A 14,245-nucleotide genomic window follows, 5' to 3' on the forward strand; every position below is an offset into this window, starting at 1 on the left:
TCTGAAAAAATGAGGGCGCGTGCATCGCTGCCGCGCCCTTCGTTGTGGTGTGATTTAGTAAGAGGTGCCGGGTTTGCCCGGATACCAATCGGTGCCTGCCAGAGGCACTTTTGCCATGGCGGCGGCTTCCATTGTCAGCGCCACCAGATCCTCGGGTTCAAGGTTGTGCAGGTGGTTTTTACCGCAAGCCCGCGCGATTGTTTGGGCCTCAAGCGTCATGACCTTCAGATAGTTCTTCAGGCGACGCCCCCCTTCGATCGGGTCAAAGCGTTTCATCAGTTCCGGGTCTTGCGTGGTGATGCCTGCAGGATCCTGACCTTCGTGCCAGTCATCATAGGCGCCGGCGGTTGTGCCCAATGCGTTGTATTCTGCTTCCCACTTGGGGTCGTTGTCGCCCAAAGCGATCAGGGCTGCCGTGCCGATGGCCACTGCATCTGCGCCAAGTGCCATGGCTTTGGCCACGTCTGCGCCGGACCGGATACCACCGGACAGGATCAGCTGCACTTTGCGATGCATGCCAAGGTCTTGCAACGCCTGAACGGCAGGGCGCACGATGGCCAATGTTGGCTGACCCACATGTTCGATGAAGACGTCCTGCGTGGCCGCTGTGCCGCCTTGCATCCCGTCCAGAACAACCGCGTCTGCGCCTGCTTTGATGGCAAGTGTCGTGTCATAGTAGGGGCGCGCCCCCGCAACCTTCACATAGATTGGCACTTTCCAACCGGTGATTTCACGCAGTTCCAGAATTTTGATTTCCAGATCGTCCGGGCCGGTCCAGTCAGGGTGACGGCAGGCCGAGCGTTGGTCGATCCCCTTGGGAAGATTGCGCATTTCGGCAACGCGGTCGCTGATCTTTTGCCCCAGCAACATGCCGCCGCCGCCGGGTTTCGCACCTTGGCCCACAACAATCTCGATGGCGTCTGCCTTGCGCAGATCGTCGGGGTTCATGCCATAGCGACTGGGTAGGTACTGATAGACAAGCTTGCTGGAATGACCGCGTTCTTCAGGTGTCATGCCGCCGTCGCCTGTGGTGGTGGATGTGCCAGCCATGGATGCCCCACGGCCCAATGCCTCTTTGGCGGGGCCGGACAGCGCACCAAAGGACATGCCCGCGATCGTGATCGGAATATCCAGCTCAATCGGGTTGGATGCGTGCAAACCGCCGATGGTGACATTGGTTTCGCATTTCTCGCGGTAGCCTTCCAAAGGATAGCGAGAGATGGAGGCGCCCATGAACAGCAGATCATCAAATGATGGCACTTTGCGTTTCGCACCGCCACCACGGATGTCGTAGATGCCGGTTGCAGCTGCACGGCGGATGTCGCTGTTTATGTCTTGGGTAAACGTCGCGGACTGGCGCGGCGTTGTGTGGGGGATACCCTTGGGGTCATGTTTGTTCATTGTCGGGTGTCCTTAATATGCGCCGGCGTTATCGACGTCGAAATTGTACAATGTACGGGCGGACCCATAGCGCGTGAAATCCTTTGGGTCGGCATCTATGCCTGCTTCGTCCAAAAGGCCTTGCAGCAGCGTCAGATGCTCTTCACGCATCTCTTTCTTTTCGCAATCCGCACCCAGTGACTTTACGGTGCCGCGCACAAAGAAGCGGGCTTCATAGCAGCTGTCGCCCAATGCGTCGCCTGCATCGCCGCACACCACAAGGTTGCCCGACTGGCCCATGAATGCGGACATGTGTCCAATGTTGCCCTGAACGACGATGTTCACGCCTTTCATGGAAATGCCACAGCGCGACGACGCATTGCCTTTGACCACAATCAGACCGCCATGGCCTGTGGCGCCTAGATATTGGCTGGCGTCCCCTTCGATGACGATTTTGCCGGACATGATGTTTTCACCTGTGCCCGGACCGGCAGATCCGTCAATCTTGACAGTGGCTTGTTGGTTCATGCCGCCGCAATAGTAGCCGGTGGATCCTTTGACCGTCACTTCGATTGGGGCATCCAGACCGCAGGCAATGGCATGCGCACCGCGCGGGTTTATGATTTCCCAGGCCGTTTGATTGGTGTCAGCGGACTGAGCGTGCAGCGTTTTGTTGGTTTCGCGCAGACCTACGTCTGACAGATCAATTGTTTGCATGTTCAAGCGGCCTTTTCGGTAGAGGTCGGGGCCGCGTTGTGGCTCCAGAAATAGACGGTTGCGGGTTCGGGTTCCCAAACGCGGGCGGTTTCGATGCCCGGCAGATCGACCAGCGCGCGGTATTCGGAACCGAAGGCCACGTATTGATCGGTCTCGGCCATGACGGCGGGTTTGCAAGCAATTGGATCACGAACAACGCCAAAGCCGTCTTTGGTGCCGACCACGAAGGTAAAGAACCCGTCCAGATCATCAAGCGAGCTTTGCAAGGCTTCGCCCAAAGTTGACCCCGTTTGCATTTTCCACGTGAGGTAAGCTGCGCCCACTTCGGTGTCGTTCTCGGTTTCGATGTGGACACCCAAACGACGCAACTTGCGGCGCAAAGAGTTGTGGTTGGACAGCGATCCGTTGTGAACAAGACACTGATCCACACCGGTGTTGAACGGGTGCGCGCCCATGGTTGTGACCGCAGATTCGGTGGCCATACGGGTGTGGCCGATGCCGTGTGTTCCGCTCATTTTACGAATATCAAAGCGTTCTGCCACATTTTTAGGCAACCCGACTTCTTTGTAAATTTGCAGTGTTTCACCGTGCGACATCACCCGAACGCTTGGGTTGATTTCCAGAAGTGCCGCGCGTGCAACAGGGATCTGGTCGGCTTGCATTTCGAGCACTGCATGGGTGTCTTGCACCTGCATCGACACATTGCCTTTGATCTTTTTGCGCAAGGCTGAATCAAGGCCTTTAAAGTCGTCTTCAGGGTTGTCTGACTGGACCGTCAGCTTCGCCTTACCATTTGTTTCTTCACCATAAATGGCAATTCCGGCACTGTCCGGTCCGCGATCTGTCATGGTGATCAGCATGTTTGTTAACATGTCACCAAGCTGCGGCTCCAAAGAGGCGTCTTTTAGAAATAGTCCTACGATACCGCACATTGCAAAGTTCCCCCTCGGGTCGGTGAATTCATCGACTCAAACGCTAGCATCAAAAAATCTGGCGCTCAACACTTAGGAAACTTTTTTTCACCTACGTGAAAAAAAGAGTCGCTTTGATTTCCGTCTCGTGTTTCATTTTTGGTTAACACCGCGTCCGGTATACGACGGTGAACAAAAGCTATGACAACGACAGGGGACGAAACGTGGAAGAACAGATTGCAGAATTAGCCGCCCAAATTGCGGCGCTACAAGGGAGCGGCAGTACGACCAACCGTATGTTTGCCGAAACGTTTTACTATTTAACGATCCCGTTGATGATCATCATCCATGCAGGCTTTCTCGCCTATGAGATGGGCGCGTCACGTCTTAAGAACGTGCTAAGCTCGGGCGTGAAGAACATTCTGGCCTTCGCCTTCATGATCCCGACCTTCTACTTCTTTGGCTGGTGGGTCTATTTCGGGTTCCCAACAGGGATTCCGGGCGACGCAGGACCAATGGGCATTTCTGGCGTAGAATATGCCAATTCGATTGCTTTGGGTTGGGGCGATGCGGCCCAATACATGGGGCCGAATATTGGCGATAACATCTCGGGTGTATTTTTTGGCGCGTTTGCACTGTTCGCAGCGACGACGGCATCCATTATGTCGGGTGCCGTGATCGAACGTATTCAAACGGTTGGTTTCATCATCCTTGCAGTTGTTCTAGGGTCCTTTGCCTGGGTTGTTGCGGCCGCTTGGGGTTGGCACGCGGATGGTTGGCTGGTGACCAAGTTCGGCGTTCATGATTTTGGGGCTGCCGGTCTGGTACATGCTGTTGCCGGTTTCTTTGCACTGGGTGTCTTGATCAATCTTGGGCCACGCATCGGCAAGTTTAATGCCGATGGGTCAGCCAACCATATCCCAGGGCACAACATGCCGCTGACGGTTGTGGGGCTGATGTTGATTATCGTTGGCTTTTTCGGCTTCTTGATGGCCTGCGTGGTTCCTCCGGGTGAAGCGTGGTCCTGGTTCCCTGACAAATTCGCGACCATTTACGGCACACCGATTACGTTGTCTGCTTTGGCCTTCAACATCCTGATGGCAGTTGCCGGTGGTGTGATTGGCAGCTGGTTGTTCACGCGTGATCCGTTCTGGATGATGTCGGGCGCTTTGGCCGGGATCATTTCCACGGCCTCTGGTCTCGACATCTACTTCCCTGCGCTGGCCTTTGTTGTCGCATTCTCTGCCGGGATCATCCTGAAGCCCTGTGCGGACTGGCTGGAACGCCGCGGCATCGACGATGCGGTGGGTGCGGTAACAGTCCACGGCACAATCGGCTTGTACGGTGTTGTGATGCTGGGCATTTGGGGCTCCGGCTATCCGGCGCTTCAAGGTGCTGCAGGTGAAGTGCCAACCATCAACCTGATGGGCCAGATCATTGGTGCGGTTGTCTTCTTCCTGCTTGGGTTCGTGCCGGGCTACGTTGTGTCTTACATCCTCAAGATGTTCGGCATGCTGCGTATCCGTGAAGGGGCGGAACTTGCGGGTATGGACCTCGTGAAGGTTCCGGCGGCTGGGTATCCCGAGTGGGGCACAGACGCACCTGTGACACCTGCTGAATAATCTCAACACTCAATTGAAAGGAAAATACCATGTTTCCATATGAAGAAGCGTCCTGGAGTGTCGTAGACGGCGCGATGTTTATGGGGTGGGGCGGTGCCTTGCCCGGGATCACAACCTTCGTTGCGGCGGTGATATGTGTCGCTGTTCTGGTGATCGGACAAAGGTCTGAAACGGCGAAAGCCAAAAAATTCGACAAGTAAGTCGGACGCATACTGAAACGGAAGGCCGCCCATCTGGGCGGCCTTTTGTGTTTTAATTTGCCTGACAGGAAAATAAATTGCACGAGAATGTTGCTTTTCAAAGCAAGCTGAGGCTCAATGTTGGCAACAAAAGACTCGAATAGAACAGGGAGAACATCATGGCCATTCTTTGGAGGCATTCTGCGCTTGCGCACCGTCACGCCGAAATCGGCGGAGAGTTGGAAGACTGGAACGGGATGGGCACTGCGTGGTTCTATGACGATACGCCCGAACGCGCAAAAGCCGACTATGAAGCAATCCGCACCAAGGCCGGATTGATGGATGTGTCGGGTTTGAAAAAGGTACATTTGGTCGGCCCGGATGCCGCTTATGTCATTGACCGTGTCACCACGCGCAACGTCGAAAAAATCGCGCCTGGCCGATCCACATACGCGTCCATGCTGAACGCCGATGGCAAATTTGTGGATGACTGCATCATCTACCATCTGTCAGTGAACACGTGGCTGGTTGTGCACGGCACAGGCATCGGAATGGAGCAATTGACCACCGTTGCCGCCGGTAAAAACGTATCCGTTCTTTTTGACGATGATTTGCACGACATGTCGTTGCAAGGTCCGGTGTCCGTGGATTTGTTGGCTGCCGAAATCCCCGCCATCCGCGATCTGGCGTATTTCGGCATCATGCAAACGCGTCTGTTTGGTCGTGATGTCATGATCAGTCGCACGGGATACACCGGCGAGCGTGGCTACGAAATCTTCTGCCGGGGTAAGGATGCCACGCATTTGTGGGACAGTATTCTGGATGCAGGCAAAGATATGGGTGTGCGCCCTGTGCAGTTCTCGACGCTCGATATGTTGCGCATCGAAAGCTATTTGCTGTTCTATCCGGGCGACAATTCCGAAACCTTCCCCTTCGACAACGATCTGTGCGGCGACACTATTTGGGAATTGGGTCTGGAGTTCACGGTATCCCCCGGCAAGACAGGCTTTATCGGCGCGGAAAACCACTATGCTTTGGAAGGCAAAGAGCGCTTCAAAATCTACGGTGTGCAGCTGTCTGATGGCGGCATGGCGCAAATGGATATGGGTGCACGGATCATGCAGGATGGCAAAGACGTGGGTGTCATCACTTATGGTTTGTCCTCTGATCTGAACAACTATTCCGTGGCCATCGCACGATTGGACCCTAGCGCGGCCAAAGCCGGCACCAAGCTGACGGTTGTGCAATTGGATGGCACAGAGCTGGCAGCAACCGCCGAGGAAATGCCGTTCTACGATCAGGACAAAAAAATCCGCACAGCAAAAGGCTGAACCAAACCAATCAAGGGGTGTCGCGCCGTGCGTGGCATCCCGTTTTCTGTGACCCGAGGACGACAATGTCGAAATTCGAATTCCCCCCGTCCATCCGAAGCCGTCCTGTCTATGGCACTTTGGAAGAACGCCCTGGCAAGCATCACCTGATGATCGCAGACGCCGAAGGGGCCGAGGCCATCATGGATGTGGCCACACCGGATCTGATGGCGAAAACCCATATCATCTTTATCCCGCGCGGCACGGATTTTGCCGGTAAACTGCGCGGCTTGAACCCTGCGCAGTTCTATGAGGGGCCGACCTATCAAGCCTCAGTGCAGCGCATTCGCCGCGTTTTGCAAGATGCCCATATGGGGTTGCAGGTGTATCTGACGGGTACTGAAGGCTTGATGGGCCAAGCCCAGAATGAAGCCATGCAAGCCGGCATTCCGCACACAGCCATTCAGACAGAACATCGCGGATCAACTGCGCGGCGTATGCAATGTGTACACTGCAAGGGCATCACCGAAGATGTGGAAACGGACCCTTTTGTGTGCTCGCATTGCGGGTTGAATCTGTTTGTGCGTGACCACTATTCGCGCCGTTTGGCCGCCTATCAGGGGGTGTGTATCGACGCCGAAGACCCCGGCAATGTCCCTGCACCAAAAGGAATTTACGAATGAGCGGTGCCGAGAAAATCACTGTCCGTGTCACTGAAAAGACCGAATTGAACGATCTTGTGACGCGCTTTCGCTTTGAACCCGTGGATGGCGGCTTGTTGCCGACGTTCTCCGGTGGCGCCCACACGGTTGTTGAGATGCAGGATGATGCCATCACGCGGTTGAACCCGTATTCGTTGATGTCGGACCCTTTTGACCAATCCGCCTATACTATTTCGGTGCGCCGTGATGATGAAGGGCGGGGTGGGTCGCTGTTTCTGCATAAGAACGTGAATGTGGGCGACGAGATGGTGATCTCGAACCCGGTCAATTTGTTCAGCCTGGATTTGCGGGCGAAAAAGCACCTGATGATTGCAGGTGGTATCGGCATCACGCCTTTCCTCGCGCAGATCAAGCAACTGGACCGCGCCCATGGGAACTGGGAACTGCATTATGCGTGCCGCTCTGAGGCGTTGGGATCGTACGTCGATTATCTGACAACCACCCACCCTAATGATGTGAACGTCTACTATGACGATCAGGGGCAGGCGATTGATCTGGAAACCCTGTTTGATGGACAGCCTTTGGGCACGCATATCTATGTGTGTGGTCCCAAAGGGATGATCGATTGGGTGCGCAGCAAGGCGGCTGATCTTGGATGGCCCCGCGAGGCTGTGCATTACGAAGAATTCCTTGCGCCGCAACCGGGCAAACCCTTTGAGGTGAAACTGGCTGTGTCCAACAAGGTTGTGCAGGTTGGCGAACAGGAAAGCCTGTTGGAAGCGATGGAACGGGTCGGTGTTGATGCCCCTTACCTGTGCCGTGGCGGTGCCTGCGGTATGTGCGAAACCCGTGTGATCGATTACACCGGTAACTTCATCCACCGCGATCACTGGCTGGAAGACGAGGAACACAGCAGCGGCGAAAAGATCATGCCCTGCGTATCACGATTCGAGGGCAAGACCCTCGTGCTGGACCGCTAGGGAGGCCCGCCAATGACCATTCAATTCAACGACGAAACGTTCCGCGACGACTATTCCTTCCACAACTCTGAACGTGCGATCCGGCGCTTTCCGTTTCCGTTCGACAAAGACAGCTACATGTACGCCGTCAACATGGAACAGCATCGCGGCGGGCCTGCGGACTCCGTGTATGAAAAGCGCTTTGATGTGGATGAGCACTATGTCTCGGAAATGCGCGACCGGGCCAAAGTGCTGGCCGATGATCCGCTGCGCTGCCAATCCTTGCCGCACATGACACTCGCAGGTTGGGATTTGCTGGAACTGATCATGGTGTCCAAATCCGAAGACTATCCTGATCTGTTTGAACTACACCGCGACGGCGACCAATGGCGCTGGATCAACAAGCCGCTTGGCATTGACGATTCATTCACCTTCATGGACGAAACCACGCTGCCTTACGGCCCAATGGAATACATCACGCGCCAATCGCAGGGTGATTTCGCAGTTCTTGACCAACGCGATGACAATCTGTGGATGGACGCAGGCATGATCACGACGCAGGCTGACTGGTCGCTGGATTTTGACATCGGGATGAACTTTTTTGAATGGCATGCACCGGTGCCGTTGGCACATGAAAAAGGGATTTTTGTACGGGCGTTGAAGTTTCTGCTGAATATCCAGCAAGGGGCGCCCGCGCGGCGTTTGAACTGGACCATGACGGTGAACCCGCTTTTGGACACCAGCCCCGAAAACTATCACAAATGGGGCATTCAAAAAACGTCCCTGACCCCTGACAACATTGGCGCGAAACAGCACTTGCGGGTTGAACTGCAAACCTTCTTTCGCCTGCCACGGTCCAATGCGTTGGTGTTTCCGATCCGGTGCTACTTGTGCAGCTTTCAGGACTTGATGACTGCGCCCAAATGGGGGCGGCGTTTGCACCGTGTGATACGTGATTTGCCTGAAGAACTCGCGACATACAAAGGGTTCATCGACAACCGTCCCATGATGTTGGACTACCTGTCGCAATTCGATGACGGGCTGCCGACGTCCAACGGTATCTGGCCTGAATTTGAGACAGAACCTCCATTGCAAAAGTGATCCGGAAATCTGGCATTTATTAACTGAAAAATCAGAAAACAGCATCATTGTGGCCACATCGAAATCGGAGTGACCTAATGAAGGATGTGTTGGATAGCATTTTTTCGTCAGTTGAAGTGTTTGCCTATCGTTGTGTGAACGATGACGACTATACGATGAAGGAAATGCACGGCGCCGTTGAATTGATTACGGGGTACGCGCCGGATGCGATTTTGGGCAACGCCCAGGTGTCATTTGTCGGACTGACGTTTGAAGAAGACAAAGAAAAGGTTTTTGCCGAAGTTGATGCGGCAATCGAAGCAGGCAAAACCTGGGACGTGGCCTATAGGCTTGTGCGGCCCAACGGTGATCTGATGCCTGTGCGCGAGCGTGGCAATGCCGTATTTCAAGATGGTGAACTGGTGTACTTGGAAGGGTTGATTGTTGGCGCCCAAGCCGAAGTCGATCTTCGTGATGAAATGCACGACATGTTGCATATGAGCCAAACAAAGAACGATCGTGTTCAGCAGGTCGTATCGCAGATTACGCGGTCTTTGCGCCAATTGAACATGTTGTCGATCAACGCCAGCGTTGAGGCAGCGCGCAGTGGCGAAGCGGGGCGTGGTTTTGCCGTTGTCGCCACAGAGATGAAAGCCCTCGCAAATCAAAACGCGACATGGGCCCGCGCCATTTCAGACGAGCTAAGATTGAATTCCTAGCTGGATCTATGTGCTTTGTGGATAGCTGATGATGGATAGGTAACGCGCCGGCAGTTCTATCAGGCGTTCAGGGCCATGGGGCGCGTCGGCATCAAAAAACAACGTGTCGCCGGGCTGCAAGCTGTGCACCGCATCACCATGCCGATAGTCTACTTTGCCTTCAAGCATGTAGATCGTTTCGATACCGCCATGCTGGAAAGTTGGAAAGACGTCGGATTCTTCTGTCAAAGTGATCAGATACGGTTCTACCACGACGCCGGATGCGTTTGATCCGATGTGGCCCAAAAGCGTGTAGTGGTGATTTGCGCGCGTGCCATCACGGTCAATTTCCACGCCTTCGCCCGCAGGGGTATGCACGGCCTGCCGTGTTTCTTCGAAACGGCGAAAGAAACTGGTCAACGGCACAGAAAGCGCATTGGCGAGGGCTTGTAGCGTTGTAAGTGAAGGGGATGTGTTGCCGTTTTCGATTTTTGACAACATACCAATCGAAATGCCTGTCATTCCAGACAGTTCCGCCACGGTGGTTTCTTGCTGACGGCGATAGTTGCGCACTTCCCGACCGATGGCGACCTCAAGCACTTTTTCACGCTCATTGTCGCGTGTGCGATGCGGGTCTTGGGAAAGGGGGGCAACCATATCGGAGTTATGCTTTTCAAAGTTCAAGGTGCATGCCTTTTATGCAGCTGTCACCGAAGCAACAATTTAAAACCTAATCCAACTTGAATTATTGTAGCTGAAGTTTTCATAAATTGCAAAAAATATGAACCTGAGTGAAAAAACCTGCTAGTTTTCTAGACTTTTTGAACGTACCTCATTTGGACAAGGCATTTTGCCGAATCCTAACGGTGGCCTGTTTCGCCACAAATCGTCGTCTTTTTTGATATGTCGGAGCGTATTTTCTAAAGCTGGTTCAAAGCAGTTCCGCTGAAACCATCGCTGTTTTTAGCGCATGATGCAGGCTACCTGCGGACGACCGAGGCCCCAAAATGCGCACCCAGTCTTCGGGATCACGACGCAGCACAAAACATCCCAAATGATGGATGGATGTGCGTTGCGCATCGCCTGTTTGCATGGCGCGGATGTTCAGATTGCAACACAATTCCATCACGGTCTCCATTCCAGCCCCACGCAGGTCATAGCAGACCCAAGCGTCGGATTGCTCTGTGATGGATGCGGTGTTTCCGAAACGTGTTTTCAGGTCACTGGCCAATGTTTCGTGTGTGTCGTACGGGGCGCCAACCATCCATTGGTCCGGACCTAGCCAGAACGCCGCTTCCGGATCATGCAACCGGCATTTGCCGGGTCCCGGTGCGTCGCCGTCCAGCAGGTCGGCCAAATGCTTGGCGCAGTCTGTTTCGAAACCCACACGCGCCATGACTGACGCCAGCGCAAGGCCGGGGTTCTCCGACAGGGTGACTGTGCCTACGGTTTCCACTTGCGGGGTCGCGCCGCCCAATGCGGTGATGGGTGTCAGGTCATGCACGAACACGGTCCCCCTCTGGGTCTACAAAGTGGTGGGACACGATTTCCACATCCACCGTTAAATTTGTGACAGGCGATACAAGTCGCATTTTTTCGCCAATGCGTGTGCCGCCATTCTTCAAAAAGCCCAAGCCAATCATGCTATCCAAAGACGGTGAAAAGGCCGCCGAAGTCACATAGCCCTGATCATGGGCGGCATCCACCGGACCATCCGCGGCCATTAAATGACCACCCGCAGTGATTTTATCTTTGGCGTCCACTGGCATTATCCCGACCTGCATCAGGGCATCTGTCGTGTTCAACCCGTCGCGTTCCGACAGTTTTGATCCGATGCTGTCTTTGGCCTTTGACACCATGCGGCCCATGCCAAGGTTCAACGCAGTGGTTGTCCCGTTCAGCTCATTGCCCGCTGCGTGGCCCTTTTCGATGCGCATCACACCCAAGGCTTCGGTGCCGTATGGGGTGACGTCGAACTCTTCGCCCTCGGCCATCAATCGCCGCATCAGCGCATCACCGTACCGCGATGGCACTGCGATTTCAAAAGCCAGTTCACCGCTAAAGGAAATCCGGAACAGCCGTGCGCGTAATCCGCCGCACACAGTGATGTTGGCACAGGCCATAAAAGGAAAGCCGTCGTTCGAGATGTCGAATTCGGGGTCCACAATCTTTTGCAACAACTTGCGCGAATTGGGACCGGCAACCGCGTATTGTGCCCAGCCTTCGGTGGTGGAAATCAGCTGCACATCCATGTCGGGGCACAGGCACTGGCGCACAAATTCCATGTGCTGGTATACTTTTACGGCATTGGCGGTTGTCGTTGTGACAACGAAATGGTCTTCAGCCAAACGTCCTGCTGTGCCGTCATCCATGGCGATGCCGTCTTCGCGCAGCATCAAGCCGTAACGGGTTTTCCCAACCGCCAATTTGGCAAAGCCATTGCAATAGATTTTGTTCAAAAATGCCGCCGCATCGGTGCCTTGTACGTCGATTTTTCCCAAAGTCGTGCAATCACACACGCCCACGGACGCCCGCGTTTGCCGTACTTCACGGTCGACGCTTTCACGCCAATGGGTTTCGCCGGGCCGGGGGAACCATTGCGCCCGAAGCCAGTTGCCGACCTCAACAAAAACAGCACCTTGTTCCTTTGCCCAGTAGTGCGACGGCGTCAGGCGCGTCGGATGAAAGTCCTTGCCCCGCATTCTGCCAGCCAAAGCCCCAATAGCTGTCGGAGTATAGGGAGGGCGGAAAATCGTTGTGCCCACTTCGGGAATGGCCTTGCCTGCCAATTCCGCCATGATCGCCAGCCCGCCGATGTTTGATGTCTTGCCCTGGTCTGTGGCCATCCCAAGCGTTGTGTAGCGTTTCAGGTGTTCAACAGACCTGAAGCCTTCCTGGTGGCTTAGTTTCACGTCTTTGACGGTCACGTCGTTTTGCTGATCCAACCATGCACGGCTGCATCCTTCGACATACCAGAAAGGCGTTTGGCTGACGGGGGCATCTTCGGTGGCGGGTGAAGGTGCTGCTTTTATGCCAAGCATGTCTGCTGCGGTTTGCGCCCCTGACTGCATCGCGCCCTGCGTCGAGAAAATGCCTTGCGCGGCACCTGCAACGTGCATGCCGGGGGGCAAAGTACCTCCGGGCACGAAGGCCGCAAGATCGGAGTTCCATGTGGGTCTACCACGTTGATGGCACGTCAAATGAACATTGGGGTTCCAGCCGCCGGACACGCCCAAAGCACCACATTCGACAGTGCGCATTGTACCATCAGCCAGTTTTACCTCTGCAAAGGTCAATCCAAGACGCCCCATGGTATCGACCACTTGCGCCCCCGAAAGCACCTCATAGTCGTAAGACTTCGGTGCGTCAGGTCGGGTGTCGATGACGCTGGCGATTTTTACACCTTTTGTATGCAAGTCCGCTGCGGTGCGATGTCCATCATCGTTATTTGTGAAAATCGCCACGCGTTTTGCGGGGGCTGCGCCAAAGCGGTTCACATAAGCACGCATTGCACCTGCCAGCATGATTCCGGGGCGGTCGTTGTTGTCAAAAGCGATGGGGCGTTCGGTTGCCCCTGCAGTCAGAAGGGTTTGCTTGGCATAGATGCGCCACAGAATTTGGCGCGGCGTGCCGGCAGGGGCATTCCGAAGATGGTCCGTGATCCGCTCAACAGCGCCATAGATACCGTGATCAAAGGCCCCGATCACCGTTGTGCGGGGCATCAGGCGTACATTGGGACAGGATGACAGTTCGGCGATTGTGGCTTTGACCCAATCAAGGGCGGGCGCGTCGTCTACGGAAAAAGTCTCGGATGTGAGACGTCCGCCATAGGCAAAATCTTCATCTGCAAGGATGATCTGCTGCCCTGACCGCGCGGCGGTTAGGGCTGCCATCAGCCCGGCAGGACCGGCGCCGACAATCAGCAAATCACAGTGGCGAAATCCCTTGTCGTAAACGTCGGGGTCTTCTTGCATGGACAGTGACCCAAGTCCTGCAGCCTTGCGAATAATCGGCTCATACAGTTTTTCCCAGAATGCGGCAGGCCACATGAATGTTTTGTAATAAAAACCCGCTGTCAAAAAGTTGGAAAAGCGGTCGTTGATGGCCATCGCGTCAAAGGCCAAGGATGGCCAGCGATTTTGTGAATTGGCAACCAGCCCGTCAAAAAGCTCTGCTGTGGTGGCGCGGGTGTTTGGTTCTTTGCGCGCTCCTTCGCCAAGCTCTACGATGGCGTTGGGTTCTTCGGACCCTGCCGTAAGCGGGCCGCGCGGGCGGTGATATTTGAAGGACCGCCCCATAAGTCGGACATTGTTGGCCAACATCGCAGACGCCAGCGTGTCACCGGGGTGGCCTGTATAGCTTTTGCCGTCAAATTTGAACTTGAAGGTTGCGGACCGATCAATCTGGCCGCCGGATACACGGTTTATCTGGGTCATTTTGACCTACCTTGGGCGCGTGCCACATCGCGTGCCATTTCGACCTTGCTGATTTCATGGGTCAGAGTGTTGCGTGTGACCACCAACCACGACCGATCACCGCCTTCGTGAAACCAAAGTTCGCGCATGTCGCCAGCCACGTTGTCCCGCAGGTAGGCATAGGCGTGCCAATCTTCGGGGGTGGCCGTTTCAGGATCGGGACGGTCGATCAGCGAGGCGTCGCCAAGATAGACGAATTCGGCACTGTCGCGGGGGCCAAGAAGGGGGTGATTGATAATCATAAGCGGGGCC

The 14,245-nt window shown here is 55.0% G+C and carries 14 protein-coding genes; 7 read left to right on the forward strand and 7 right to left on the reverse strand.

Going from position 1 to position 14,245, the window contains the following annotated elements:
* Window positions 1-54: 54 nt before the first annotated feature.
* The 3 genes from ASD8599_RS02095 to ASD8599_RS02105 are packed head-to-tail and all read right to left on the reverse strand — an operon-like array spanning window position 55 to window position 3,029.
* Window positions 55-1,401 carry an FMN-binding glutamate synthase family protein gene (locus ASD8599_RS02095; protein ID WP_108827003.1) on the reverse strand — a complete coding sequence of 449 codons (1,347 nt, stop codon included), beginning with the start codon at window positions 1,399-1,401 and terminating at the stop codon, window positions 55-57.
* Window positions 1,402-1,413: 12 nt separating this feature from the next.
* Window positions 1,414-2,097: a GltB/FmdC/FwdC-like GXGXG domain-containing protein gene (locus tag ASD8599_RS02100; RefSeq protein ID WP_108827004.1), complete on the reverse strand. Its 684-nt coding sequence runs from the start codon at window positions 2,095-2,097 to the stop codon at window positions 1,414-1,416.
* A 2-nt stretch (window positions 2,098-2,099) separates the two neighbouring features.
* Window positions 2,100-3,029 (reverse strand): class II glutamine amidotransferase, encoded by a 930-nt coding sequence (locus ASD8599_RS02105; RefSeq protein WP_108827005.1) that lies wholly within the window; start codon window positions 3,027-3,029, stop codon window positions 2,100-2,102.
* A 203-nt stretch (window positions 3,030-3,232) separates the two neighbouring features.
* Here ASD8599_RS02105 and ASD8599_RS02110 point away from each other — a divergent pair, with 203 nt between their 5' ends.
* The 7 genes from ASD8599_RS02110 (at window position 3,233) to ASD8599_RS20480 (ending at window position 9,539) form a co-directional block, all read left to right on the forward strand.
* Entirely contained in the window at window positions 3,233-4,630 is a 1,398-nt protein-coding gene (locus tag ASD8599_RS02110) for an ammonium transporter (protein ID WP_108827006.1), read from the forward strand.
* Between the two features lie 29 nt (window positions 4,631-4,659).
* The gene (locus ASD8599_RS20215; protein ID WP_181364388.1) at window positions 4,660-4,830 is read left to right on the forward strand and encodes a hypothetical protein; all 171 of its coding nucleotides are present in this window, start codon (window positions 4,660-4,662) and stop codon (window positions 4,828-4,830) included.
* Window positions 4,831-4,988: 158 nt separating this feature from the next.
* Entirely contained in the window at window positions 4,989-6,140 is a 1,152-nt protein-coding gene (locus ASD8599_RS02115) for an aminomethyl transferase family protein (protein WP_108827007.1), read from the forward strand.
* Window positions 6,141-6,205: 65 nt separating this feature from the next.
* Window positions 6,206-6,802: a dimethylamine monooxygenase subunit DmmA gene (gene dmmA / locus ASD8599_RS02120; protein WP_108827008.1), complete on the forward strand. Its 597-nt coding sequence runs from the start codon at window positions 6,206-6,208 to the stop codon at window positions 6,800-6,802.
* Window positions 6,799-7,761, forward strand: a complete 963-nt coding sequence (locus ASD8599_RS02125) for a PDR/VanB family oxidoreductase (protein WP_108827009.1) — start codon at window positions 6,799-6,801, stop codon at window positions 7,759-7,761. Before dmmA ends, ASD8599_RS02125 begins: the two co-directional genes overlap by 4 nt.
* A 12-nt stretch (window positions 7,762-7,773) precedes the next feature.
* The gene (locus ASD8599_RS02130; RefSeq protein ID WP_108827010.1) at window positions 7,774-8,841 is read left to right on the forward strand and encodes a heme-dependent oxidative N-demethylase family protein; all 1,068 of its coding nucleotides are present in this window, start codon (window positions 7,774-7,776) and stop codon (window positions 8,839-8,841) included.
* A 77-nt stretch (window positions 8,842-8,918) separates the two neighbouring features.
* Window positions 8,919-9,539 carry a methyl-accepting chemotaxis protein gene (locus tag ASD8599_RS20480; protein ID WP_108827011.1) on the forward strand — a complete coding sequence of 207 codons (621 nt, stop codon included), beginning with the start codon at window positions 8,919-8,921 and terminating at the stop codon, window positions 9,537-9,539.
* Window positions 9,540-9,545: 6 nt separating this feature from the next.
* Here the strand turns inward: ASD8599_RS20480 and ASD8599_RS02140 are convergent, their stop codons facing one another.
* The 4 genes from ASD8599_RS02140 to ASD8599_RS02155 form a co-directional block, all read right to left on the reverse strand.
* Entirely contained in the window at window positions 9,546-10,175 is a 630-nt protein-coding gene (locus ASD8599_RS02140; RefSeq protein WP_108827012.1) for a helix-turn-helix domain-containing protein, read from the reverse strand.
* 274 nt (window positions 10,176-10,449) lie between these two features.
* Window positions 10,450-11,022, reverse strand: coding sequence for a sarcosine oxidase subunit gamma (locus ASD8599_RS02145; protein WP_181364389.1), 573 nt, complete (start codon window positions 11,020-11,022; stop codon window positions 10,450-10,452).
* Entirely contained in the window at window positions 11,015-13,954 is a 2,940-nt protein-coding gene (locus ASD8599_RS02150; protein ID WP_108827013.1) for a sarcosine oxidase subunit alpha family protein, read from the reverse strand. Before ASD8599_RS02150 ends, ASD8599_RS02145 begins: the two co-directional genes overlap by 8 nt.
* Window positions 13,951-14,235, reverse strand: a complete 285-nt coding sequence (locus tag ASD8599_RS02155) for a sarcosine oxidase subunit delta (protein ID WP_108827014.1) — start codon at window positions 14,233-14,235, stop codon at window positions 13,951-13,953. The genes ASD8599_RS02150 and ASD8599_RS02155 overlap by 4 nt, the downstream gene beginning before the upstream one ends.
* Window positions 14,236-14,245: the final 10 nt, after the last annotated feature.

The organism is Ascidiaceihabitans donghaensis (assembly GCF_900302465.1).
Lineage (GTDB): Bacteria > Pseudomonadota > Alphaproteobacteria > Rhodobacterales > Rhodobacteraceae > Ascidiaceihabitans > Ascidiaceihabitans donghaensis.

Bases quoted from the DNA above. Each gene is read 5' to 3' on its own strand.
- ASD8599_RS20215 (WP_181364388.1), top strand. From the start codon at position 4,660: ATGTTTCCATATGAAGAAGCGTCCTGGAGTGTCGTAGACGGCGCGATG.
- ASD8599_RS20480 (WP_108827011.1), top strand. From the start codon at position 8,919: ATGAAGGATGTGTTGGATAGCATTTTTTCGTCAGTTGAAGTGTTTGCC.
- ASD8599_RS02095 (WP_108827003.1), bottom strand. From the start codon at position 1,401: ATGAACAAACATGACCCCAAGGGTATCCCCCACACAACGCCGCGCCAG.
- ASD8599_RS02115 (WP_108827007.1), top strand. From the start codon at position 4,989: ATGGCCATTCTTTGGAGGCATTCTGCGCTTGCGCACCGTCACGCCGAA.
- ASD8599_RS02125 (WP_108827009.1), top strand. From the start codon at position 6,799: ATGAGCGGTGCCGAGAAAATCACTGTCCGTGTCACTGAAAAGACCGAA.
- ASD8599_RS02105 (WP_108827005.1), bottom strand. From the start codon at position 3,029: ATGTGCGGTATCGTAGGACTATTTCTAAAAGACGCCTCTTTGGAGCCG.
- ASD8599_RS02140 (WP_108827012.1), bottom strand. From the start codon at position 10,175: ATGGTTGCCCCCCTTTCCCAAGACCCGCATCGCACACGCGACAATGAG.
- ASD8599_RS02100 (WP_108827004.1), bottom strand. From the start codon at position 2,097: ATGCAAACAATTGATCTGTCAGACGTAGGTCTGCGCGAAACCAACAAA.
- ASD8599_RS02130 (WP_108827010.1), top strand. From the start codon at position 7,774: ATGACCATTCAATTCAACGACGAAACGTTCCGCGACGACTATTCCTTC.
- dmmA (WP_108827008.1), top strand. From the start codon at position 6,206: ATGTCGAAATTCGAATTCCCCCCGTCCATCCGAAGCCGTCCTGTCTAT.
- ASD8599_RS02155 (WP_108827014.1), bottom strand. From the start codon at position 14,235: ATGATTATCAATCACCCCCTTCTTGGCCCCCGCGACAGTGCCGAATTC.
- ASD8599_RS02150 (WP_108827013.1), bottom strand. From the start codon at position 13,954: ATGACCCAGATAAACCGTGTATCCGGCGGCCAGATTGATCGGTCCGCA.